Here is a 23,359-nt window from a genome sequence, read left to right on the forward strand (position 1 = left end):
AGACGTGGGAGACATCCGTGGAACCGGGGGACACGATGCCGCACTCCTCAGAGAATCACCTGCACTGGGACTACAGGGACGGAAGGGTCGCGGCCGTGGTGGCCGCGGTCGTGTACAGCCTGTGGGTCGTGGAGGTCGTACTGCCGCTCGGGGGGACCGCCGAGGGCGCTCTGGCCTACCAGGAGTCGGCCTTCGCCAGGTTCCTGGAGAGCGCGCACCGCATCGCGGCGATCCTGGTGATGCTCGCCGCGGGGTTGGGGCTCGCGCTGGGGGTACGGGAGAGGACCGGTCACCTGCTGGCGGCGTCGTGGTGGGCCATGGGCCTGTTCGGCCTGGCTTCGCTGGTCGCCACGGTGTTCCCGGGACCGTGCGTGGTGTCCACCGACGTCACGTGCGCGACGGAGTCACTGGTGGAGGGGCTGCCGGGGGCCACCACCGCCCAGGCGGTGATCGCGGTGATCGCGCTCCTGGCCGCGCTGGCGAGCGTGATCATCCTGACGATCGACCGGCTCCGGGTGAAGGACCGCGCGTGGTGGCTGGTGGCCGTGCTGGCCCTGCTCCAGCTGGTCTCCTCCGCCGCCATCCTGGTCATGGCTGTGCTGTTCTACGCGGCCTCGGGCAACGGCGAACCGGGGGTCGAGTTCAGCGCCCTGCAACGTGTCCACCTGGGGACGGTGGCCCTGTGGCTGCTCGCCGCGGGCCTGCTGCCCGAGCTGTGGAAGCGGTCGCGCCCGCACCAGCACACCCGGTCCGCCCGCTGAGGCCCCGGCCGCCCGACCGCCGTCAGCCCTCGGGGGCGCGGAGCTCCTCCGGCAGCGGGCGGGCGTGCACGACGTGCAGGGTGCTGACGGCACGGGTGAGCACCACGTAGAGCCGGTTGACACCGCGTTCCTCGGCCTCGGTGATGGCGGCGGGTTCGGCGACCACGACGGCGTCGAACTCCAGGCCCTTGGCCAGGCTGGCGGGGACCGCGACCAGGCGGCCCGCGTCCGGACCGGTGTCCGCGCCTCCGAGGAGCGGCGCTGGCATCCCCTCGTCCGCGAGGGCCGCGCACAGGGCGGGCAGGTCGGCGTCGGCGGCGATGAGCCCGACGGAGCCCTCCCCCCTGAGCGCGGTGCGGCAGGCGTCGACCACGGACCCGGCCAGGCTCCCGTCGGCGGGGGTGACGCGCAGTGCGCCGGGCGCGCGTCGAACGGCGACGGGCGCGCCCAGCCCGGGGGCGATCGAGGGCAGCAGGCGGGCGGCGAAGTCGATGATCTGGGCGGGCACCCGGTACCCGCGGTCCAGGACGCTCAGGTGGCCGGTGGGCTTGCCGAGGTGTTCCAGGAGGGTGGACCAGTTGACGGCGGCGGAGGGGCTGGTGCCCTGGGCGATGTCACCGAGCACGGTGAGCGAGCCGGACGCGCAGCGGCGGCCGATCGCGCGGCACTGCATGGGGCTCAGGTCCTGGGCCTCGTCCACCACGATGTGACCGAGTCCGGTGGGGCGCTCGATGAGCGCGGCGGCCTCGTCGACGAGCGCGAGGTCCTCCTCCGACCAGCGGGCCGACTTCGGCCCGCGGGGTTTGCCCGGCAGCAGGACGGCGGCCTGCTCCTCGGTGGTCAGCAGCCCCTCCGCCGCGCGGGCGAGGCGCTCGGGGTCGGTGAGCAGGCCGAACACGAGCTTGAGCGGGTCGACCTTGGGCCACATGGCGGTGACCGCCGACCGCACGGCCGGGTCGCGGCGCACCTGCTCGTGGGTGCGGTCGTCGCAGACCTCGCCCTGGCCCTCCATGAGGGAGAGCACGGCGTGGGCGATGCGGTGCGAGAGGAGTTCGCGTCCGGAACCGTAGGCGACACCACGCCCGGCCAACTCCTCCAGCAGGGGCCGCAGGTCCTCGGGGTACAGGCGCCAGCGGCGCGACCCGCGGCGGACCATGACCGCCTCCTCGGGTGTGCGCAGGTGCGACCACAGGTCGCGGCGGAGCACCTCGGCCATGCGGGCCTGACCCTTGGTCCGGGCCGCCCCGGGCTCCTCCGTGCGGCGCACCCATCCGACGGCGGGACGGGCCCGTTCGGGCAGTCCGGCGGTGAGCATCTCGGTGACGGTGGTCTGGTGGACGTCGACCTCGCCGAGTGCGGGCAGGACGTCGCGGACGTAGGAGAGGAAGGAGCGGTTGGGGCCGACGATCGCCACGCCGGAGCGGGAGAGGCGTTCGCGCTCGGTGTAGAGGAGGAAGGCGATGCGGTGCAGGCCGACCGCGGTCTTGCCGGTTCCTGGGGCGCCCTGCACGCACAGGGTGGTGGTGAGCGGAGCACGGACGAGGTCGTCCTGTTCGGGCTGGATGGTGGCGACGATGTCGCGCATGGGCCCGGTACGGGGGCGTTCGATCTCGGCGTCCAGGAGCGCGCTGGAACGCTGTTCGGCCTCGGTCGGGGCGACGGTGAGCGGCTCGTCCTCGAAGGCGGTGAGCGTCACCTCGGGGTCGGCGTCCCGACCCCGGTCGAGGGTGGTGAACCCGTAGCGGCGCCGGAGCCGGACGTCCATCCGGTCGCTGGGCGAGGCGCGGTAGTAGGCGACGCAGATGGGCGCGCGCCAGTCCAGGACCAGGGGGCGTCCGGCGGCGTCGTGGACGTGGCGTCGGCCGATGTGGATCCGGTCCGGTTCGTCCCGGGGCCCGGCGTCGGCGGGAGCCGTGTCGGCGGGCTCGTCGTCCAGGAAGACGGTGCCGGGCTCGAAGTCCAGGCGGCCGAAGAACAGCGGGGCGCCGGGGACGTCGGCCAGGGCCGCGAGGCGGCGCTGGCGGCCGCGGCGCAGGGCGGCGTTGGTGACCTTGTCGTTGACGACGTCGCCCAGCACGAGTTCGCTGCCCTCGACCTCCTCACGCATCCGGCGCAGGGCGTCGCGGGCGGCGGCGAGGTGGTCGCGTTCGGCCTGGAGTTCGGGGCTCACGGGCACGGCGGAGGAATCGGTGGTGGACATGCGGCGGCCTCGGAGGGTTCGGCGGGACGGTGACGCGGCAGCGCGCGTGCGCGGGTCCCGCCCCGGTCGCCGCGAGGGCCCGGTTCGTTCCGATCCTTGAGAGCGCACGGCACCCGTGGAGGGGCGCGGCCGAAAAGAGCCATCAGCCTACTCCCCGGACGGCCCTTCGCCAAACCGGGTTCCGGATCGGGCGGAACCGTGCGGACGTTCCGGGAGAGGAGAACCAGAACCGGCACGGAACCGTCCAAGTCCGGGAAAGGATGGTACTCACGTGCACCACGTTCAGGATGACCTCGTACTGCGCCCCAGCCTCCGAGCGGGGTGGGTCAAACTGGGCTTCGCGGCGGTGGCCTGCGTGCTCCCGACCGCCGAGGTGTGGGTCTCCTTCGGCCCGGGAGCGGGCCTGGTCGCGGGCGCCGTGCTCGTCGTGCTGGTCGCGTTGGTCGCCGCGCACCTCCACCGTGCCAGGATCGTCCTGACCCCGCGCGAGATCGTCCTCAGGGGTGCGTTCTTCCGGCGGCGCCGGTCACTGGAGAACGCCGTGTGGACGATCCGCGCGACCATCGTCCAACCGAACGCGCCCCCCGCCGACAACCTCTTCCTCCTCGACGCACACGGCGGCGTACTCCTCAGGGTGCACGGCACCAACTACACGACCGAGGACGTGGACCGGCTGGTGCACGCGCTCGGACTGCCGTGCAGCGGTCCGGAGCACCCCGTCAGCCCCAAAGAACTCCAGAGGTACCGGCCTGGCCTCGTGACGTGGGCCGAACAGCACGCCTTCCTGCTGGGGGTCGCGTTCGCCGTCGTCCTGACCCTGGTCATCGCGGTGGCCGTGCTCGTCGGCGTGGTCCTGACGATGGAGTGACCGCGGCGGTCACGGTCCCGCTCCCGGCTGAGCGGTCGCCGTCAGGTCTTGCGCAGCCGCACCCGGCGCACACGGTGGTCGTCGCCCTTGTACAGGACCAGGGTGGCCCGGCCACGGGTGGGACGGATGTTCTCCACGAGGTTGACCTCGTTGATGGTGCGCCAGGTGTTGGCGGCGAAGTCCAGGGCCTCCTCCTCGTCGATGGCGGTGGCCATGTGGTGGAAGTAGGAGCGCGGGTCGGAGAACGCCGTGCGGCGCAGCTCCCGGAAGCGGTCGAGGTACCAGTTGCGGATGTTCTCGACCCTGGCGTCCACGTAGATCGAGAAGTCGAAGAAGTCGGCCACGGCCAGGCGCCCGGCGGTGGCGGGCTGGAGGACGTTGATGCCCTCGACGATGAGGATGTCGGGACGGTGCACGGTCTGCCGCTCGTCCGGCACGATGTCGTAGTTCAGGTGGGAGTAGACGGGGATGTCGAGGCGGTCGGCCCCCGCCTTCATCTCCGACACGAAGCGCACCAGGGCGCGGCGGTCGTAGCTCTCGGGGAAGCCCTTCCGGCGCATCAGCCCCCGCGACTCCAGGACCGCGTTGGCGTGGAGGAAGTTGTCGGTGCTGACCAGTTCCACGTTCGGGTGGTTGGGCCACTGGGCGAGCAGGGAACGCAGGAGCCGCGCCGTGGTGGACTTGCCCACCGCGACGCTGCCCGCGACACCGATGATGAACGGCGACGGCCGGTCCGACTCGCCCAGGAAGGCGCGTACCGCGGCGTGCCGCTGCTGGGTGGCGCCCACGTAGAGGTTGAGCAGCCGCGACAGCGGCAGGGGGGNGTCCCGCACGTCCTCCAGGGAGGTGGGGTCGGTGGTGCCGCGGAGCTCGGCGAGGTCCGCCTCGGTCAGGGACAGTGGTGTGGAGGCACGGAGCGCGGCCCAGGCCGCGCGGTCCAGCTCCACGTACGGCGTGGAGAAGCCGTTCTTCGTCGCGTGAGACACGGTTGACCACCCTAGACGAGGCCCTCGACCGCGCCGGGCGGCTGGTCCCCCAAGTCACGAAAAGGGGATCGGAACGTGCCCGAAACCACATGTTCACGACACGGCCCCCCAAATTTTTGCTTTCGGCTCCCGGGGGGTGGAATCGGTTCCACTCTGCGCTCCCTCCATGCCCCCCACCTGCGCGGTCTACCCCCCATGCACCAAATGGTCTATACCGTTACCTGCGAAAACGACCAGTGGTATGGGCACCTGGTTGGTCGATTCAGACCGTTTCTTCGCTTACGCTGGCGGCCATGTGCGGAATCGTTGGCTACGTCGGGCCGCAACCGGCGCTTGAGGTCGTCGTGGACGGCCTCGCAAGGTTGGAGTACCGCGGATATGACTCCGCGGGTGTGGCTGTCCTGGGCGACGGCGCCCTGCGCACCGAGAAGCGCGCGGGCAAGCTCGCGAACCTGCGTCAGGCGCTGGAGGAGCAGCCGATCAGCGGTGACGGCGCCGGTATCGGACACACGCGCTGGGCCACCCACGGCGCTCCGAACGACGTCAACGCCCACCCCCACGTGGACAACGACAACCGTGTCGCCGTCGTCCACAACGGCATCATCGAGAACTTCGCGGCGCTCCGCCTGGAGCTGGAGGAGCAGGGCTGCAAGTTCGCCTCCGAGACCGACACGGAGGTGGCCGCGCACCTGCTCAGGACCGAGCTGGCCAGGCACGACGGGCTCGCCTCCGCCATGCGGGCGGTGTGCAGGCGCCTGGAGGGCGCGTTCACCCTCGTGGCGACCTCGGTGGACGACCCCGGGCTGGTCGTGGCCGCCCGCCGCAACTCGCCGTTGGTCGTCGGCCGAGGCGAGGGCGAGAACTTCCTGGCCAGCGACGTCGCCGCGTTCATCGCCCACACCCGTGAGGCGGTCGAGCTGGGCCAGGACCAGGTGGTGGAGCTGCGCGCGGACTCGGTGACCGTCACCGACTACGACGGCGACCCCGTCGACGTCCGCGAGTACCACGTGGACTGGGACGCCTCCGCCGCCGAGAAGGGCGGCTACGACTACTTCATGCTCAAGGAGATCGTCGAGCAGCCGCGCGCGGTGGCCGACACCCTCCTGGGCCGCGTCTCGGTCGACGGCCAGCTCACCCTGGACGAGATGCGCCTGTCCCCCGAGGAGCTGCGCTCCGTCGAGAAGATCGTCATCATCGCCTGCGGCACCTCCTACCACGCGGGCCTGATCGCCAAGTACGCCATAGAGCACTGGTGCCGCATCCCGTGCGAGGTCGAGGTGGCCAGCGAGTTCCGCTACCGCGACCCGATCCTGGACCAGCAGACCCTGGTCATCGCCATCTCCCAGTCCGGCGAGAGCATGGACACCCTGATGGCGGTCCGCTACGCCCGCGAGCAGCGCGCCCGGGTGCTGGCCATCTGCAACGTCAACGGGTCGACCATCCCGCGCGAGTCCGACGGCGTGCTGTACACGCACGCGGGCCCGGAGGTCGGCGTCGCCGCCACCAAGACCTTCCTCACCCAGCTGGCCGCCTGCTACCTGGTCGGCCTGTACCTGGCCCAGGTGCGGGGGCAGAAGTTCGGCGACGAGATCAACGCCGTGATCGCCCAGCTGGCCACCATGCCCGACCAGGTCGAGCGGGTCCTGGACACCGTGGAGCCGGTCCGCGAGCTGGCCCGCTCCCTGGCCGACGCCGACACGGTGCTGTTCCTGGGCCGCCACGTGGGCTACCCGGTGGCCATGGAGGGCGCGCTCAAGCTCAAGGAGCTGGCGTACATGCACGCCGAGGCGTTCGCCGCCGGTGAGCTCAAGCACGGCCCGATCGCGCTGATCGAGGACGGCCTGCCGGTCGTCGTGGTGGTGCCCTCGCCCAGGGGACGCAGCGTGCTGCACGACAAGATCGTGTCGAACATCCAGGAGGTGCGTGCCCGCGGCGCCCGCACCATCGTGATCGCCGAGGAGGGCGACGAGTCGGTGCGCCCGTACGCGGACGTACTCATCCAGATCCCGGCGGTGCCGACCCTGCTCCAGCCGATCGTGTCCACGATCCCGACGCAGGTGTTCGCGTGCGAACTGGCCCTGGCCAAGGGCAACGACGTGGACCAGCCGCGCAACCTGGCCAAGAGCGTCACGGTCGAGTAGGAGACGGGTGGAGGACCCTGGGGGGCGTGTCCGGCGCGCGGCGCCGGGCGCGTCCCCCGTCGTGTCCGGACGGGCGGCGTGCGGCGCCCCCGCGCGGATGCCCTGGTGCGGCGCCCCGTGCCGGGTCACCGTGCCCGGTCAGCCCGGGACTCCGTCGTCTCCCCCGCCGTGGGCGGTGAGGGCCGCGGCGACGTCGGGATGGGTCCTCAGGAGCCCGGTCAGCGCCAGGACGTCGAGTATGCGGGTCAACTGGCGCGAGGGACGGGCCAGGAGCAGGTGGTGCCCGGCCTTCGTGGCGGCGTGCAGGGCGCGGACGAGGGCGTTGACACCGGAGGCGTCGATGAACTCCACCGCGGACAGGTCGACGACCACACAGCTGTCCGCCGCCGCTGCCGAGATCCGGGCGAACGCCCCCTCGGCGGTGGCGATGTCGATCTCGCCGTCCAGTCCGACGACGGTGGTCCCGTCACAGACGAACTGGCCCTGTTCCGTGTCCAGCACGGCCACGCCTCGCTCCCGGGATGGGGTGTAGGAAACTCTCGGTCAGGACGCGATCGGTCAAATACCGACATGCGTTGACAGCCTACTCGTCCCGGGCGCCGCATCCGATGCCGTCCACAGCCCTGGGAGTCCTGGGACGCTCGTCACCGAACACGTCGGGGGCGCGGGTCAGTCCTCACCGCCGCACACCGCCCACACGATCTTTCCCCGGCCCTCGACCGGCCTCCATCCCCATTCGCGGCTGAACGCGGAGACGAGCCCCAGTCCCCGGCCCGACTCGGCGAAGTGGTGGGCGTCCACCCTGACCGGGGCCTTCTCGCTGGGGTCGGCGACCATGCACGCCACACCGCCCCGCTCACCGAGGTGGCGCAGCTGGACCAGGACGCGGCCCCGTCCCACACCGCCCTCGGGAAGGGCGTGACGGCAGGCGTTGCCCACGAGCTCGGAGACGACCAGACGGACGTCCTCCACCAGGTCCGACAGCTCCCATCCCTCCAGGATCCCGGTGACGAACCCGCGCGCCCGGCGGACCGACTCCGGGACGGCCCCGAACGCCCCGGCCGCGGCCTTCGGCGTTCGCACGCTGTCCCCGACCGCGAGGCGGCTCAGGGCGTCGTTCCACCAGCCGCCCAGGAGGGCGTCGGACGCCTCGGCGAGGTGGGGGCGGCTCCAGGAGGCCTCGGAGTCGGTCTCCGAGGACACCAGCTCTGCGTTCATCACGGTCCTCACGAGTGTGATGTCGGGTGACCCGGTCCGCGGGGCCATCGTGGCTTACATCTGTAAGACACAGATGCACGTGCAGATCAACGTCCGCACAAGACTATAGGACGAAGCAGTCTTATTGGTAGATCCCTTGCCAAGAATTCACAGACGGGTATCCGTGTTTACACCCTGCACGTAAGGGACCCATAGGCCATGATCCAATCTCTACGCGCCCCTGTCCGTAACCGAACCCCCTGGGTATACTGAGCGGTCGCCCGCGCCAAAGCCGCTACACAGGAGGCGATGTGGTCGCCGATCAAGCACAGAATCTCCAGGTCACCCAGGATTTCCTCGCCAATTCCAGCGGTGGCCCCACCGTGCTGCGCATTCTCCTGGGAACCCAGCTGCGACGGTTGCGGCAGGAGCAGGGGATTTCCCGGCACGACGCCGGATACGCCATCCGCGCCTCCCACGCCAAGATCAGCCGCATGGAACTCGGCCAGGTCAGTTTCAAGCGCCGTGACGTGGACGACCTGCTCAAGCTCTACGGCGTGGACGACACCGACCAGCGCGAGGCCCTCCTCGGCCTGATCTCCAGCGCCAACGCCCAGGGCTGGTGGCACAAGTACGGCGACGTGCTGCCGAACTGGTTCGGCGTCTACGTGGGGCTGGAGGAGGCCGCGTCGGTCATCCGCACCTTCGAGGTCCAGTTCGTCCCCGGGCTGCTCCAGAGCGAGGACTACGCCCGCTCGGTCATCCGCCTGTCCCGGAACGCCACGTCCGACGAGGACGTCGACAGCCGGGTGCGGATGCGCATGTACCGCCAGCGCAGATTCGTCGAACCGGAGGCGCCCCGCCTGTGGGCGGTCATCGACGAGGCCGTACTGCACCGCCCCTACGGCGCCCCCGAGGTGATGCGCGGACAGATCGAGCACCTCATCGAGATGGGCCGCCGCCCCAACGTCACCATCCAGATCGCCACCTTCGCGATGGGCGGCCACCCCGCCGCGGGCGGCCCGTTCAGCATCCTGCGCTTCCCCACCCCGCAGCTGCCCGACGTGGTCTACCTGGAGCAGCTGAGCAGCGCGCTGTACTTCGACAAGTACGACGACACCCACCGCTACGCGCAGACGATGGACCACCTCGCCACCCAGGCCCCGCCGCCCGACGCCACGGAGGAGATCCTCCGCGGCTTCCTGGAGCGCTACTCCTGATCCCCGCTCCCGTCCCCGCCCGCCGGTTCCCGAGCCCCTGAACGGGGTTCCCGCCTCGGGACCGCCCCTCCTCCCCCTCCCCCGCCGAACCCGTGCCGCGCCTGGTCGCTCTCAGCGCCCGGGCGTTCACTTTTCGAACACGATTCCGTTACGCTCCTGGCCGCCTTCGGACACGACACGGGAACGATCCCCCGGAACCGAACCGTGCGGTCTCCCGTCGCGTTAGGCGTGACGTGCGGTTCCGTCACCGCATCACCCCAAGTTCTTGCATAAGTACTTACCGCCGTAAGTACGGATGCACGTGCATGGGCTACGCTTTGGCTCGCACCGGGGACGAAACATCCCAACGGGGGACAGGACCACCCATGTCCGGAGTCCACTCCCGTCGGCGGGCCCGGTGGTTCGACACGACGGGCGCGGCGGGCTGGACCGCCGCGTGTGGACACACCCGCTCACGAGTCCCCCCGAAGTTCCAGGAGGTTAGATGTATCCGATCTACAACGGCGTTCCCGCGAGCCGCCTGCCGAAGGTCGTCTGGACCAAGAGCAGCTGGAGCAACCCGGACGGGAACTGTGTGGAGGTCGCCACCCTTCCGGACGGGGACATCGCCGTGCGCAACTCGCGTGACCCGCAGGGACCGGCGCTCGTCTACACCCCCGCCGAGATCGACGCCTTCGTGCGCGGCGCCAAGACCGGCGACTTCGACGCGCTCCTGAGCTGAACGCCCCTCCCCGGGCGGGCGGAGCCCCCGCCCGCCCTCCGGACCGGGCCCGGAGCCCCCACCCACGGACCAGCCCGGAGAAGGTCCGCGCCGATGGTCGCCGCGACCGACCCGAACCGTCCGGCGACCTCTTCCGTCCACGGCGCGGACAGCGACGGAGCCCGGCACCTCGGTGCCGGGCTCCGTTGTGTGCGGGCCGCGCGCCACACGGACACGGCCCCGCCCCAGGGACGCTCCAATTCCCCTGGGACGGGACGCCGTCCGCACGGACGCGCGACCGGGGTGGCCGGGGTCCGGGGACCCGTGGCCGTTACAGGCGGGTGGGGTCGACCAGTCCGCCGGCACCGATGGCCGGCGCCTCCTCCCACGGGAAGTGGGTGGCGCCCAGGGCGGGCTTGAGGTCGAACAGCCACGCGGCCTTCTCGTCGTACTGGGCGAAGAAGGGCCTGCCGACCAGATCGGGATCGCGCGCCTGGATGAAGTGCAGGACGAAGACCTTCTCGCCCGCCACCTCCGTGACGCCGTCCACGCAGACCTTGCCCGGGGTCGCCGACATCGACGGGCCGCGCACCGTGCGGGCCAGCCCGGAGACGCTCTTGTAGGCGTTCCGGAAGATGTCGTAGGCCTCCGCGAGCGGCACCGCGAAGTAGTCCTGCGGACCCGTGTCGCGCTCGACGAACATGTAGTACGGAACCATGCCGTGGCGCAGGTGGGTGCGCCACATGCTCTCCCACACGGCCGGGTCGTCGTTGATCGTGCGGATCAGCGGCGCCTGCGTACGGATGACGGCGCCGGTCGAACGGATGCGGCGGACCGCCTCCTGCACGAGCTCGGGCTTCATCTCGTTCGGGTGGGAGAAGTGGGCCATGAACGCGAGGTTCTTGCCCGAGGCCACGACCTTCTCGAACAGACGGAGGGTGTCGTCGGCGTCCGGGTCGGTGACGAAGCGCTGCGGCCAGTAGGCCAGCGCCTTCGTACCGATGCGGATGGCCTCCAGGTGCTCGATCTCCAGCAGCGGTTCGATGTACTTGGAGATCACCCCCTCGCCCATGATCATCGGGTCGCCACCGGTGAACAGGACACTGGTGACCTCGGGGTGCGAGCGGACGTACTCGACGAGCTGGTCGATCTCGCTGGAGGCGAACTTCAGGTCCGCGTCACCGACGAACTGGGCCCAGCGGAAGCAGTACGTGCAGTACGCGTGACAGGTCTGCCCCTGCTTGGGGAAGAACAGCACGGTCTCCTTGTACTTGTGCTGGACACCGGGGATGGGCTCCTCGCTGCCCGTCTTGGGCACGTTGAGGTCCATCTGACCCGCGGGGTGCGGGTTCAGGCGTGCGCGGATCTGGTTGGCGGCCTCGTTCAGCTCCTTGCGCGAGGTGCCAGAGCGCAACAGGTCGGCCATCCTGGACACGTCGTCCGAGGGCAGCATGTCCGCCTGCGGGAAGACCAGGCGGTAGATCGGATCGTCGGGAGCGGCGTCCCAGTCGATCAGCTCGTCGACGACGTAGCTGTTGACCCGGAACGGCAGCACCGTGGCCACCGCCTGAACCGCGAGCNACCGGCTCGCGCGGTGAGCTCGTCAAGGTGTTTCGTCGTGTAGGCACGAAACCGACGTCCGGCGGACGGGGACTGTGCCGCGTCTGGCGTAACGCTCACGCCTCTCCTCTCTGCGGGTGGACAGGGCCGCCCTGTGGGTTGAATCAGGCAGCCCTGATCCGACGGTTCCGGTGTACGGGGTCACCGGCGGACCGCCAGAAGGGGTTCGATGTGGTTGTCGCGTGTGCCCGGAGTGTGATGAGACCCCAGACCAGCGAGCGGGTATACCCCGTTTGAGGGCTTTTATCCATCATGAGGGAAGTCCAGGCCTGACCTGGACATACGGGAAGTATCCTCGCACGAGTACACGAACGCGCCCGACCGCGTCGCCTCGGCGCGACCCGGTACCGTGTCACCGCACCTCCCGCGTCGCTCCAGGTGGGGTGTGTCCGCCGCACGTCGGATCCGCTCGTGCGGAACGCGGAACGTGAGACCGCCCACCACACCCGTGAGGGAAGAGTTGACTGGTACATCCGACGCGGAGGCGCCCGTCGTGCGGCGCACGTCCCCTCCGGTCATCGCCGTGGACGCGATGGGCGGGGACCACGCGCCCGCCGAGGCCGTGCGGGGCGCGGTGCTCGCCGTCCGCGAGCTCGGCCTCCGGGTGGCGCTCGTGGGGCGGCGGACCGAGATCGCCGCGCTGCTCGCGGAGGAGGGCGCGCTGCGCGAGATCCCCGTGGTGCACGCCGAGGACGAACTGGCCATGCACGAGGGCGCCCTGGCGAGCTGGCGGCGGCCCCGCTCCAGCGCCGCCGTCGCCTGCCGCCTGATCCGCCGCGGCGACGCCGACGCCCTCGTCTCGGCCGGGTCCACGGGCGGGATCGTGGCCACCTCCACGGTGCGGCTGCGCACCCAGCCGGGGGTGCTGCGCCCGGCGCTGGCGGTGACCCTGCCGACCGGGGAGACGCCGACGATCATGGTGGACGCCGGGGCCAACGCCGACGCCAAGCCGGAGATGCTGGTGCAGTTCGCGCACCTGGGCTGCGCGTACGCGCAGACGGCGTTCGGCGTACGCAGGCCGCGGGTGGGGGTCCTCACCATCGGCTCGGAGCCGGGCAAGGGCAACAAGCTCGTACGCAGGGCGACGGAGCTGCTGGCGGCCACGGCCGAGGACTCGCAGACGATGGACTTCCGGGGCAACATCGAGGGCCACGACCTGCTGGCGCGCAAGGTGGACGTGGTGGTGACCGACGGGCACACCGGCAACGTGGCGCTGAAGTCGGTGGAGGGCACGGCGGCGTTCGCGATGGAGGCCTTCCACGCGGCCCTCACCTCCTCAGCCGCGGCCAAGGCGGGGACGCTGCTCCAGCGCAGGGCCCTGCGGGGCCTGCGCGAACGTCTGGACAGCGAGACCTACGGCGGTGCCGCGCTGCTGGGCCTGAACGGGAGCGTGGTGATCGCGCACGGCGACAGCCGGGCGAGGGGTGTGGCCCGCGCCTGCCAGCTGGCGCACGACCTGGCGGGCGGTCGTATCGGGGAGCAGATCCGGCGCCGGGTGAGCACCCGTCCGCCGAGCTGGCTGCACCGGCTGGCCCAGTCCGAGGGCCCGGGCCAGCGGGGCGGCGGGAACGGCGCGAGCGGGGGAGGCGGCGAGCAGACGGAGGACTGAGGCGCCACGCGGCCGGGGAGCGCCGGTACGCGGGCGGCGCGAAGCGCGCGGCTCCTGGGCCCCTCGTATCCAGGTTGCCTTCGGCCGGCCCACGACCACCGGCCCCCTCCTCCGCCCGTGGACGACCACCCCGCCGCCGCACGGGTCGGGGAGGGGGCCCCGATCGGTACGCTGGAGGGCATGGCCGACCCGCAGGAAGTACTCTCGCGACGGGTCCAGTCCGCCCTCGGCGCCGCCTTCGGCCCCGAGTTCGCCGACACCGACCCCGTCATCCGTCCGTCCCAGTTCGCCGACTACCAGGCGAACGCCGCGCTCGCGCTCGCCAAGCGACTGGGCCGAAAGCCGCGCGAGGTGTCCGCGGCGATCATGGAGCACCTGGACGTGGCCGACGTCTGCCGCGACGTCGAGGTCAGCGGTCCGGGCTTCATCAACCTGACGCTGCGCGAGGACTGGATCGCCGAGCGGACCCGCCAGCTCCTGGACGACCCGCGCCTGGGCGTTCCCGAGCCGGAGCGCCAGAACATCCCGCTGGACTACTCCGCGCCCAACGTGGCCAAGGAGATGCACGTCGGGCACCTGCGCACCACCGTGGTCGGCGACGCGCTCGCGCGCACCCTGGAGTTCCTGGGGCACAACGTCATCCGCCAGAACCACATCGGTGACTGGGGCACCCCCTTCGGCATGCTCATCGAGCACCTGCTGGAGGTGGGCGAGGACTCCCCCGAGGCGGACCTGCTCAAGACCGACCCCAACGCCTTCTACCAGGCGGCCCGCACCAAGTTCGACGCGTCGGGCGCCGGTCAGGACGAGTTCGCCGCGCGCGCACGCGGCCGCGTGGTCTCCCTCCAGAGCGGTGACGAGGAGACGCTGCGCCTGTGGCGCAGGCTCGTCAGCCTCTCGAAGGTCTACTTCAACAAGGTGTACGCCAAGCTCGGCGTGACCCTCACCGACGACGACCTCGCCGGGGAGAGCACCTACAACGCCATGCTCGCCGACGTCTGCGACGAGCTGGAGGCCAAGGGCATCGCCGAGGTCAGCGACGGCGCGCTGTGCGTCTTCCTGGAGGGCTTCACCGGCCGCGAGGGCAGGCCCGTCCCCCTGATCGTGCGCAAGAGCGACGGCGGTTACGGCTACGCCACCACCGACCTGGCCACCGTCCGCCACCGCGTGGAGGACCTCAAGGCCGACCGCATCCTGTACGTGGTCGGCGCCCCGCAGGCCATGCACTTCAAGATGGTGTGGGCCGCCGCCCGCGAGGCGGGGTGGCTGCCGGACGGCGTCGAGACCGTCCACGTGCAGATCGGCAACGTGCTGGGCGGCGACGGCAAGATCCTGCGTACGCGCAGCGGCGCCCCGGTGCGCCTCATGGCGCTGCTGGACGAGGCGGTCGAGCGGGCCACGGCGGTCGTCGCGCAGAACCGCCCCGACCTGGACGCCGAGGAGCAGGCCGAGATCGCCCGCCAGGTGGGTATCGGCGCGGTCAAGTACGCCGACCTGTCGGTGGCGCACGACACCGAGTACACGTTCGACTTCGACCGGATGCTGGCCCTGACCGGCAACACCGGCCCGTATCTCCAGTACGCCCAGGCCCGGATCCGGTCCATCTTCCGCAAGGGCGGACTGGAGCTGTCGCAGGCCCGGGGCGACATCAACGTCTCCGAGGGCTCCGAGCGCGACCTGGCGCTCAAGCTCCTGGAGTTCGGCGGCGTGGTGGCGCAGGTCGGCGAGATGCTCCAGCCGCACCGCCTGTCCACGTACCTGTTCGACCTGGCACAGGCCCTGACGGCCTTCTACGAGCACTGCCCCGTGCTGAACGCCGAGACCGAGGCCGAGCGCGAGTCGCGCCTGGCGCTGGTCGCGGTGGCGTTCCGGGTCCTGGTCCAGGGGCTGGACCTGCTGGGCGTGGAGGCTCCCGAACACATGTAGCGACGGTGGACACGCGTCCACATCCGGGAGGCCGGGGCGGTGCCGCCCCGGCCTCCTTTCGTGTTCCGGCCGCTCTCCGTGCGTGCGCGGGTCTGTTCACGGAGTGTTCGACGGAGGACCCGCGGCTGACCGGTTCCGGCCGCCGCGAACCGTCCGAGAGATCTCACACAGGAACGAAACACCATGCCAGGGGGGCTTTCCGTGCGTTCTCCGGCAACCGAGTCGAAGATCTCGCGCCCCACCGCACCGGAACTTCGACTTCCGGAGGAACGTCAGACCTAGGGTATGTGGACAAAAGCCACAGAGCAGACAAAAGGGAGAAATCGGTTATGGCAACCGCCCCCAGGGAGGTCGGTCCCGGCCCAGGCACCTGGTACCTCGACCCCCTCCACTCCAGTCTCATCTTCGTCGCCCACTACCTGCGTTTCGGCCGGGTCCAGGGGACGTTCGGACAGGCCTGGGGCCGTGTCGCCGTGTCGGAGGACCCCACCGACTCCGCGGTGGAGGTCGTGCTCGACGCCGCGAGCGTCAACACCGGCGTGGGCGCGCGCGACGCGCACCTGCGCTCCGCCGACTTCCTGGACGTGGACCACCACCCCGAACTCCACTTCGTGTCCACCGGAATGGAGCCGAGCACGCGCGGGCGGCACTCCTTCCGCCTGTACGGCGACCTGACCATCCACGGCACGACCGTGCCCACCGTCCTCGACGGCCAGTGGGTGGGCGAGGCGCCCGACTACGCGTCCCCCGAGGACACCTACGGCCACTTCTTCTCCGCCACCACCCAGATCAGGCTCTCGGACTTCGGCGTGGGCGACGGCGGACCACTGCCCTGGGGAGGCCGGATGGTCGGCGACACGGTCGACATCGTGCTGGAGGTGCGCCTCCAGGACCAGGACCCGGCCCCCTTCCTCAGGCAGATCGGGCACATTCCGTAGGGAGCGTGTCCCCGGACGTCCGGGGACCGCGGAGGGAACCCGCGGGGGCTCAGCCGCCCAGCAGCGCCTCGACCTCGTCGCGCGTGGCCATCGACGAGCTGGCTCCGTGCCGCTGGACCGAGAGCGCCGCCGCCGCGGCGGCGAAGCGCATCGCCTCCTCGGGTGTGCGCCCCTCCGCACGGGCGACCGCGAACGAACCACAGAAGGTGTCACCCGCCGCCGTGGTGTCCACCGGCCTCACCCGGTACGCGGGAACGTGCGTCGTCCCGGCGCCGCGACGGCCGTGGAGCGAACCGTCCTCCCCCAGGGTCAGCAGCACCTCCGGGACCAGTTCCAGCAGCGCCGCCAACGCCTCACGCGGCTCCGTGCGGCCGGTGATCGCGGCGGCCTCGTGCTGGTTGGGCACCAGGACGTCCACCGACTCCAGGAGTTCGGCGGGCAGGTCGCGTGCGGGGGCCGGGGTCAGGTAGACCGGAACACCCAGTTCACGACCGGTACGCGCGGCGGAGACCACCGCCTCCATGGGCAGTTCGAGCTGGAGCAGCAGGGCGTCGCCTTCCCCGATGACCGCGGCGTCCCCCTCGACCGTCCCGGCGACCTCGCCGTTGGCCCCCGGGACGACGATGATCGAGTTGCCGCCGCGGCCGTCCACGACGATGTGTGCCACGCCCGACACCCCCGGCACGGTGCGCAGCCCCGAGACGTCGATCCCGCCGTCGACGAGGTTGGCGCGCAGTTCTTCGCCGAAGGAGTCCTCGCCCACCGCGCCGAGGAAGGCCACGTCGGCCCCGGCCCGGGCCGCCGCGACCGCCTGGTTGGCGCCCTTGCCGCCGGGTACCTGGCGGAAGGCGCTACCGGTGACCGTCTCGCCGCTGGCGGGCACCTGGTCGACGTAGGCGACCAGGTCCATGTTCACGCTGCCGAAGACCGCGACACGCGGCGCGGCACTCACGCGTCCTCCCTCTTGGGCGCGGACGCGCCGTCGTCGCCGTCCAGGCCCACGATGACCGGGGCGTGGTCGGAGGCGCCCTTGCCCTTGCGCTCCTCACGGTCGATGCTCGCCCCGCTCACACGGTCCCGCAGGGCCGGGGAGGCGAGCACGAAGTCGATGCGCATGCCCTTGCGCTTGGGGAAGGCCAGCCCCTTGTAGTCCCAGTAGGTGTACACGCCGGGACCGGGGGTGTGGACGCGCGCGACGTCGTCGAACCCGGCACCGACCAGCTTGTCGAAGGCGACGCGCTCGGGCTCGGTGACGTGGGTGCTGCCCTCGAACGCGGCCATGTCCCAGACGTCCTCGTCCCTGGGGGCGATGTTGAAGTCGCCGACGTAGGCGATCTGGGCGTCGGGGTCGGCGGCCAGACTGGCGGTGCCCGCCTCGCGCAGCGCCTCCAGCCAGCGGAGTTTGTAGGCGTAGTGGGGGTGGTCGACCTCGCGGCCGTTGGGCACGTACAGGCTCCACACCTGCACGCCCCCGCAGGTGGCGCCGATGGCACGGGCCTCGGCCTCCTCGGGGTCGCCGTAGCCGGGCTGGCCGGGGAAGCCGATCCGCACGTCCTCCAGACCGACGCGGGAGGCGATCGCGACCCCGTTCCACTGGGACAGGCCGTGGTGGGCCACCTCGTAGCCGCGGTCGGTGAGGACGGAGGCGGGGAACTGGTCGTCGCGGGCCTTGGTCTCCTGGATGGCGAGGACGTCGACGTCACTCCGGTCCAGCCAGGCGCCGATCCGCTCGGCCCTGGCACGGGCACTGTTCACATTCCATGTCGCGATACGCACAGCAGAAGGCTAGGCCATCACGGTGACGGGACCGGCCCCGCCGGGGAACCGGTCCCGCGCGTCCGTCAGGGGTGGGAGGCCAGCACCCCGCCCATCGCCTTCGTGAAGTCCATCGCCTCCAGGTCGTGGCGGTACATGACCCACACCGCGTACCCGGTCCAGCCGGGGGCGCCGAACAGCTCGTAGTCCGCCTGGGCCAGCAGCACGTACTCCCCTCCGTCCCGCTCGTGGTCCGCCGGGGTCTGGACGAAGGGAGGGTCCTGCGGCGAGTAGGCGTACCCGCCAAGGAGCAGGTCGGCCCGGCGCACGTGCTCCGCTCGGTCGTGCTCCTGCAACCGGTGCTCCCGGTAGACCCGCTTCGTCTCCCCGTCCGCGACGACGGCGCCGTCGGCACTCGTTGGCATGCTCCAGGCCGACCTGGCGTAGAGGGGGTACGGATCCGTGTGGGGGGTGCCCTCCTCGGGGGTCCGTTCGGCCGCGGCGGCCCCCGCGGGGACGTGGACCACGGCGGCGTCGCCCGCGGAACCCTCGACGTCGCGTCCGTTGGCGAAGAACAGCAGCTGCCCGTCCCTCGGCAGCGGGAAGTCGAGCACGTCCCGCGGCAGGGCCGCGCAGTCCACGGAGGCGACGAAGTCCGGAAAGCCGTTCCAGGCGACGTCCGGGGGAAGGGCGGGAAGGCCGCCGTACCGCCCGGCGAGGATCCCGCCGCCCTCGTCCGTCGGGCCCAGCCCGATCTGGGGGCGGGCCAGGCGCAGGGCCGTGTCGATGGCGTGCTCCGGTACGCCGCTCCGGCGGGCCGAGTCACGGTACTCCTCGAAACTGTCCATGGCGGACATGCTGTCGCACCGGGGGGCGTCCCGCCACAGGGGCGGGCACGAAACGGGGGACGAGGAAACGGGCCTGTGGACAACGGGAACGGGGTGCTCGCGCGGGGGAGAACCAGAAGAGGGAGCCGTCCGCGCGCCCCGCACCTCGGGGGCGTGGGGCGCGACGGCGGCCATGGCCCCGGTGCGGCCGTCCTCCGCACCGGGGCCCGCGACTCCCAGCACATACTCGGTTGGTTCCCGTCGCGCCCTGTTGGACGTCCCACCGCCCCAGGAGGTTCGCATTGGGTCAAAGGTTTCTGCCCGCCCTCCGCCCACCGAGCGGCCAACGGCCACGCGTAGGGGCGGTACCGGCGGGTAGTGCTGTGATTCAGAACACAGGGAACGGCCCCTCGGCGAGGAGCGCTCATGTCAACGGTCGAATCCGACTCCAACACCACCGACGGCCCCGAGGTCGACGAGCGGCAGGCCCGTGCCGTGGCCGAACAGGCCCGCGAGAGCGCATGGCACCAGCCCAGCTTCGCCAAGGAGCTGTACCTGGGACGGTTCCGTCTGGACCTCATCCACCCCCTGACCAAGCCGGACGAGGAGACGCGGCACCGGGGCGAGGCCTTCCTCGACACCCTGCGCGAGTTCTGCGAGGGCATCGACGCCCAGCGGATCGAACGCGAGGAACGCATCCCCGACGAGGTCATCCGGGGCCTGCGCGAACTGGGCGCGCTCGGCATGAAGATCCCCGGCGAGTACGGCGGTCTGGGACTCAGCCAGGTCCACTACAACCGCGCCCTGACCCTGGTCGGTTCGGCGTCCCCGGCGATCGGCGCCCTGCTCTCCGCCCACCAGTCCATCGGTGTTCCGCAACCCGTCTCCATGTTCGGCACCGAGGAGCAGAAGAGACGGTTCCTTCCCCGCTGCGCACGCGGGGACATCAGCGCGTTCCTGCTCACCGAGCCCGACGTGGGCAGCGACCCGGCGCGCCTGCACGCCACCGCCACGCCCACGGAGGACGGTGACGCGTACCTGTTGGACGGTGTGAAGCTGTGGACCACCAACGGCGTGGTCGCCGACCTGCTCGTGGTCATGGCCCGGGTACCCGAGGGCCCGGGCCACCGGGGCGGTATCACCGCGTTCGTCGTCGAGGGCGACTCCCCCGGCATCACCGTGGAACGGCGCAACCGGTTCATGGGACTGCGCGGCCTGGAGAACGGCGTCACCCGGCTGCACCAGGTGCGTGTGCCCGCGGAGAACCGGATCGGGAAGGAGGGACAGGGGCTCCGGATCGCGCTGTCCACGCTCAACACCGGTCGGCTCTCCCTGCCCGCCATGTGCGTGGGAGCGGGCAAGTGGGCCACCAGGATCGCGCGCGAGTGGTCGCGCGAGCGCGTCCAGTGGGGCCGTCCCGTCGGCCGGCACGAGGAGGTGGCCAAGAAGATCTCCTACATCGCCGCCACCGCCTACGCCATGGAGGCCATGCTCGACCTGGCCAGTCAGATGGCCGACGACAAGCGCAACGACATCCGCATCGAGGCGGCCATCGCCAAACTGTGGGCGTCCGAGCACGCCTACACCATCGCCGACGAGCTCGTGCAGATCCGCGGCGGGCGCGGCTTCGAGACGGCCGGGTCCCTGGCCGCGCGCGGCGAGCGCGGTATCCCCGCCGAGCAGATGCTGCGCGACCTGCGCATCAACCGGATCTTCGAGGGGTCGACGGAGATCATGCACCTGCTCATCGCCCGTGAGGCGGTGGACGCGCACCTGTCGGTGGCCGGGGACATCATCGACCCGGAGGCCGACCGCGCCGACCGGGCCAGGGCCTTCGCCAGGGCCAGCGGGTTCTACGCCAGGTGGCTGCCCACCCTGGCCGTGGGCCGGGGGCAGACGCCGTCGGCGTTCACGGAGTTCGGCCCGCTCGCCGCGCACCTGCGGTACGTGGAGCGCGCCTGCCGCAGACTCGCCCGGTCCACGTTCTACGGGATGTCGCGCTGGCAGGGCCGCATGGAGGTCAAGCAGGGCTTCCTCGCCCGGATCGTGGACATCGGCGCGGAGCTGTTCGCGATGAGCGCGGTGGTCGTGCGCGCCCACGACGACGCCGACACCCACCCCGAGCGCGGCAACGGCCCCCTCGAACTGGCCGACGTGTTCTGCCGCCAGTCCCGGCTGCGGATCGACGCCCTCTTCGAGGGCCTGTGGTCCAACACCGACGACGTGGACGGCAGGCTGTCCCGGCGCCTGATGGACGACGCGTACACCTGGCTGGAGGAGGGCGTCGTCGACCCCTCCCTGCCCGGGCCGCTGATCGCACCGGTCGTCGCGGGACCGTCGGAGGAGGAGAACCAGCACCGCCGCATGGGCTGACCTGGCGGGCGACGGACTGTCGGAGGCGGGGGCTACGGTGTCAGGATGGCCGAACCGCACCCCCGCCGCGACGCGGAACTCTCCCTCGCCCAGGCGCGCAGGATCGCGCTCGCCGCCCAGGGGTTCAGTGACCCCCGTCCCGCCGGGAAACCGACGCTCACCCACCTCGCGAGGGTGGTGCGTCGCGTGGGGATCCTCCAGATCGACAGCGTGAACGTGTTGGCCCGCAGCCAGTACCTGCCGGTCTTCGCCCGCATGGGTTCCTACGACACCGCCCTGCTGGACCGGGCCGCCACCACCGCGACCGGGTCCGGCGCGGCCAGGCTGGTGGAGTGCTGGGCGCACGAGGCCAGCATGGTGCCGCCCTCCACCCGCCAGCTGATGCGTTACCGGATGGAGCGCAACCGGGCCCAGACCCGGGTGGGGTGGATGAACGGCATCCGCGAGGAGCGGCCCGAGCTGGTCAAGGCGGTGTTCGAGGAGGTGGTGCGGATCGGCCCGGCCAGTTCCCGCGAGGTGGAGTCGGCACTGGCGCACGACGTGCCGCGCGCGAAGAACCACTGGGGCTGGAACTGGTCAGAGGTCAAGAAGTGCCTGGAGTACCTGTTCTGGATCGGCGACCTGTCCTCCAACGGGCGCAACGCCCAGTTCGAGCGGCTCTACGACCTGCCCGAACGGGTGCTGCCGCCGGAGGTGCACGCCGCACCGCAGGTGGCGCCGGAGGAGGCGCACCGGCAGCTGGTGTCGATCGCCGCACGCGCCCACGGGGTGGCCACGGAGGCGTGCCTGCGCGACTACTTCCGGCTGAAGCACTCCGAGTCCCGGGCGGCCGTCGCCGACCTGGTGGACGCCGGTGAGCTGGTTCCCGTGCGGGTGAACGGCTGGAACCGCACCGCCTACCTGCACAGGGACGCCCGGGTGCCGCGCGGCGTGCGGGCGAGGGCGCTGCTGAGCCCGTTCGACTCACTGGTGTGGACGCGCGACCGCGCCGAGGAGCTGTTCGGGTTCCGCTACCGGCTGGAGATCTACGTGCCCGCCGCCAAGCGCGTGCACGGCTACTACGTGCTGCCGTTCCTGCTGGGTGAGGACCTGGTGGCACGGGTGGACCTCAAGGCGGACCGCGGTTCGCGCACCCTGCTGGCACAGCGGATCACCCTGGAGGACGGCGCGCCGGCCGAGACCATGCCCGAACTGGTCGAGCAGTTGACCGAGATGGCCGCGTGGCTGGGTCTGACGAACGGCGTCGGCGGCCCGGCGCTGGCCCCGGGCGCCTCCTGAGAGCCTTCTGGGAGCCCCGGCGCCCTCGTGGCGGCCGCACCGGCGCGGGAACACGGTTGGCCCGCACAGATCCGGAACAGTTTCCGGCAACGATTCGCCAAAGCGGGTTCATCACCGCATGGTCACCGCTCTAACCTGCACAGACAGGGATGTTCACGGCGCGTTCCGCTCCGGCGGACACCGCGGTCTCCGGCACTGACCGGCTCCGGGACACGCCCGACCGCGCGAGGGGGAAGCCATGACCCAGCTCAAGGCACGACCCGTGTCCGACACCGCGCTGAACCGCCTGAGGTCCGGCTTCTCCGGCCGGGTGCTCTCCCCCGTGGACGACGGTTTCGACGAGGCCCGGACCCTCTTCAACTCGATGATCGACCTGCGGCCCGGAGTGATCGCGCAGTGCGCGACCGTCGACGACGTGCGCCGCGCGATCGAGTGCGCCCGTGAGGAGGAACTGGAGGTCGCCGTACGCGGCGGCGGGCACAGTGTCGCCGGTATGGGATCGACCCACGGTGGCCTGGTCGTCGACCTGCGTCGGATGAACACCGTGGCCGTCGACGAGGAGACGATGTCCGTCCGGGTCTCCGGCGGCGCCCTCATGCGTGACCTGGACGCGGCGACCGCTCCGTTCGGGCTGGCCGCCGTCGGCGGCCGGGTCTCGACCACCGGGGTCGGCGGTTTCACCCTCGGCGGCGGTTCGGGCTGGCTGGAGCGCAAGTTCGGTCTGGCCTGCGACAACCTGCTCGGCGTCGACATGGTGACCGCGGAGGGCGACCTGGTGCGCGCGTCCGCCGACGACCACCCTGAGCTGTTCTGGGCACTGCACGGAGGCGGCGGCAACTTCGGTGTGGCCACCAGGATGGACCTGCGGCTCCACCCGCTCCCGGAGTTCTCCTTCGGTCTGCTGCTGTTCCCGCCCGAGGCGGGTCCGGCGGTCACCCGCCTGTGGCGGGATCTCATGGA

The 23,359-nt window shown here is 71.3% G+C and carries 19 protein-coding genes; 11 read left to right on the plus strand and 8 right to left on the minus strand.

Going from position 1 to position 23,359, the window contains the following annotated elements; translation table 11 throughout:
* Positions 1–35 precede the first annotated feature (35 nt).
* Positions 36–761: a hypothetical protein gene (locus D455_RS0126085; protein ID WP_040685138.1), complete on the plus strand. Its 726-nt coding sequence runs from the start codon at positions 36–38 to the stop codon at positions 759–761.
* A 22-nt stretch (positions 762–783) separates the two neighbouring features.
* Here D455_RS0126085 and D455_RS0126090 read toward each other — a convergent pair whose 3' ends face one another.
* Positions 784–2,961: a HelD family protein gene (locus tag D455_RS0126090; protein ID WP_017573609.1), complete on the minus strand. Its 2,178-nt coding sequence runs from the start codon at positions 2,959–2,961 to the stop codon at positions 784–786.
* A gap of 271 nt (positions 2,962–3,232) precedes the next feature.
* Between D455_RS0126090 and D455_RS0126095 the strand changes: the two genes are divergently transcribed.
* A complete protein-coding gene (locus D455_RS0126095; protein WP_017573610.1) occupies positions 3,233–3,829 on the plus strand; it encodes a hypothetical protein in 597 nt (198 codons plus the stop codon).
* A 41-nt stretch (positions 3,830–3,870) separates the two neighbouring features.
* Here D455_RS0126095 and coaA read toward each other — a convergent pair whose 3' ends face one another.
* Positions 3,871–4,776 carry a type I pantothenate kinase gene (gene coaA, locus D455_RS0126100; protein WP_017573611.1) on the minus strand — a complete coding sequence of 302 codons (906 nt, stop codon included), beginning with the start codon at positions 4,774–4,776 and terminating at the stop codon, positions 3,871–3,873.
* A gap of 332 nt (positions 4,777–5,108) precedes the next feature.
* Between coaA and glmS the strand changes: the two genes are divergently transcribed.
* Positions 5,109–6,956 (plus strand): glutamine--fructose-6-phosphate transaminase (isomerizing), encoded by a 1,848-nt coding sequence (glmS, locus tag D455_RS0126105; RefSeq protein ID WP_083922459.1) that lies wholly within the window; start codon positions 5,109–5,111, stop codon positions 6,954–6,956.
* A 138-nt stretch (positions 6,957–7,094) separates the two neighbouring features.
* Here the strand turns inward: glmS and D455_RS0126110 are convergent, their stop codons facing one another.
* A complete protein-coding gene (locus tag D455_RS0126110) occupies positions 7,095–7,463 on the minus strand; it encodes an STAS domain-containing protein (protein ID WP_017573613.1) in 369 nt (122 codons plus the stop codon).
* Positions 7,464–7,625: 162 nt separating this feature from the next.
* Complete coding sequence (locus tag D455_RS0126115; RefSeq protein ID WP_026122993.1) at positions 7,626–8,174, minus strand: ATP-binding protein; 549 nt, start codon at positions 8,172–8,174, stop codon at positions 7,626–7,628.
* 290 nt (positions 8,175–8,464) lie between these two features.
* On the opposite strand from D455_RS0126115, the gene D455_RS0126120 reads away from it, so the two are divergent.
* Positions 8,465–9,373, plus strand: coding sequence for a helix-turn-helix domain-containing protein (locus tag D455_RS0126120; RefSeq protein WP_026122994.1), 909 nt, complete (start codon positions 8,465–8,467; stop codon positions 9,371–9,373).
* Between the two features lie 484 nt (positions 9,374–9,857).
* Positions 9,858–10,094, plus strand: coding sequence for a DUF397 domain-containing protein (locus D455_RS0126125; protein WP_017573616.1), 237 nt, complete (start codon positions 9,858–9,860; stop codon positions 10,092–10,094).
* A 310-nt stretch (positions 10,095–10,404) separates the two neighbouring features.
* Here the strand turns inward: D455_RS0126125 and D455_RS0126130 are convergent, their stop codons facing one another.
* Positions 10,405–11,637 (minus strand): KamA family radical SAM protein, encoded by a 1,233-nt coding sequence (locus D455_RS0126130; RefSeq protein ID WP_017573617.1) that lies wholly within the window; start codon positions 11,635–11,637, stop codon positions 10,405–10,407.
* 516 nt (positions 11,638–12,153) lie between these two features.
* On the opposite strand from D455_RS0126130, the gene plsX reads away from it, so the two are divergent.
* The 3 genes from plsX to D455_RS0126145 all read left to right on the plus strand — a co-directional run bounded on the left by plsX (position 12,154) and on the right by D455_RS0126145 (position 16,166).
* The gene (plsX, locus tag D455_RS31720; RefSeq protein WP_051064710.1) at positions 12,154–13,302 is read left to right on the plus strand and encodes a phosphate acyltransferase PlsX; all 1,149 of its coding nucleotides are present in this window, start codon (positions 12,154–12,156) and stop codon (positions 13,300–13,302) included.
* A 180-nt stretch (positions 13,303–13,482) separates the two neighbouring features.
* Positions 13,483–15,228 (plus strand): arginine--tRNA ligase, encoded by a 1,746-nt coding sequence (gene argS, locus D455_RS0126140; protein ID WP_026122995.1) that lies wholly within the window; start codon positions 13,483–13,485, stop codon positions 15,226–15,228.
* A 329-nt stretch (positions 15,229–15,557) separates the two neighbouring features.
* A complete protein-coding gene (locus tag D455_RS0126145) occupies positions 15,558–16,166 on the plus strand; it encodes a YceI family protein (protein WP_017573620.1) in 609 nt (202 codons plus the stop codon).
* A gap of 49 nt (positions 16,167–16,215) precedes the next feature.
* On the opposite strand, the gene rbsK is transcribed toward D455_RS0126145, so the two are convergent.
* The 3 genes from rbsK to D455_RS0126160 form a co-directional block, all read right to left on the minus strand.
* Positions 16,216–17,118 (minus strand): ribokinase, encoded by a 903-nt coding sequence (gene rbsK, locus D455_RS0126150; RefSeq protein ID WP_017573621.1) that lies wholly within the window; start codon positions 17,116–17,118, stop codon positions 16,216–16,218.
* Positions 17,115–17,942, minus strand: a complete 828-nt coding sequence (locus tag D455_RS0126155) for an exodeoxyribonuclease III (RefSeq protein WP_193789465.1) — start codon at positions 17,940–17,942, stop codon at positions 17,115–17,117. The genes rbsK and D455_RS0126155 overlap by 4 nt, the downstream gene beginning before the upstream one ends.
* A gap of 65 nt (positions 17,943–18,007) precedes the next feature.
* On the minus strand, positions 18,008–18,778 hold the full coding sequence (locus D455_RS0126160; protein WP_017573623.1) for a DUF1963 domain-containing protein: 771 nt from the start codon (positions 18,776–18,778) through the stop codon (positions 18,008–18,010).
* 396 nt (positions 18,779–19,174) lie between these two features.
* On the opposite strand from D455_RS0126160, the gene D455_RS0126165 reads away from it, so the two are divergent.
* The 3 genes from D455_RS0126165 to D455_RS0126175 all read left to right on the plus strand — a co-directional run.
* Positions 19,175–21,121 (plus strand): acyl-CoA dehydrogenase family protein, encoded by a 1,947-nt coding sequence (locus tag D455_RS0126165; RefSeq protein WP_017573624.1) that lies wholly within the window; start codon positions 19,175–19,177, stop codon positions 21,119–21,121.
* A 45-nt stretch (positions 21,122–21,166) separates the two neighbouring features.
* The gene (locus D455_RS0126170) at positions 21,167–22,399 is read left to right on the plus strand and encodes a winged helix-turn-helix domain-containing protein (protein WP_017573625.1); all 1,233 of its coding nucleotides are present in this window, start codon (positions 21,167–21,169) and stop codon (positions 22,397–22,399) included.
* Positions 22,400–22,637: 238 nt separating this feature from the next.
* Positions 22,638–23,359, plus strand: a 722-nt coding sequence (locus D455_RS0126175) for an FAD-binding oxidoreductase (RefSeq protein WP_017573626.1), incomplete at its 3' end; no start/stop codon positions are given.

It is taken from the genome of Nocardiopsis halotolerans DSM 44410 (genome assembly GCF_000341065.1).
GTDB lineage: Bacteria > Actinomycetota > Actinomycetes > Streptosporangiales > Streptosporangiaceae > Nocardiopsis > Nocardiopsis halotolerans.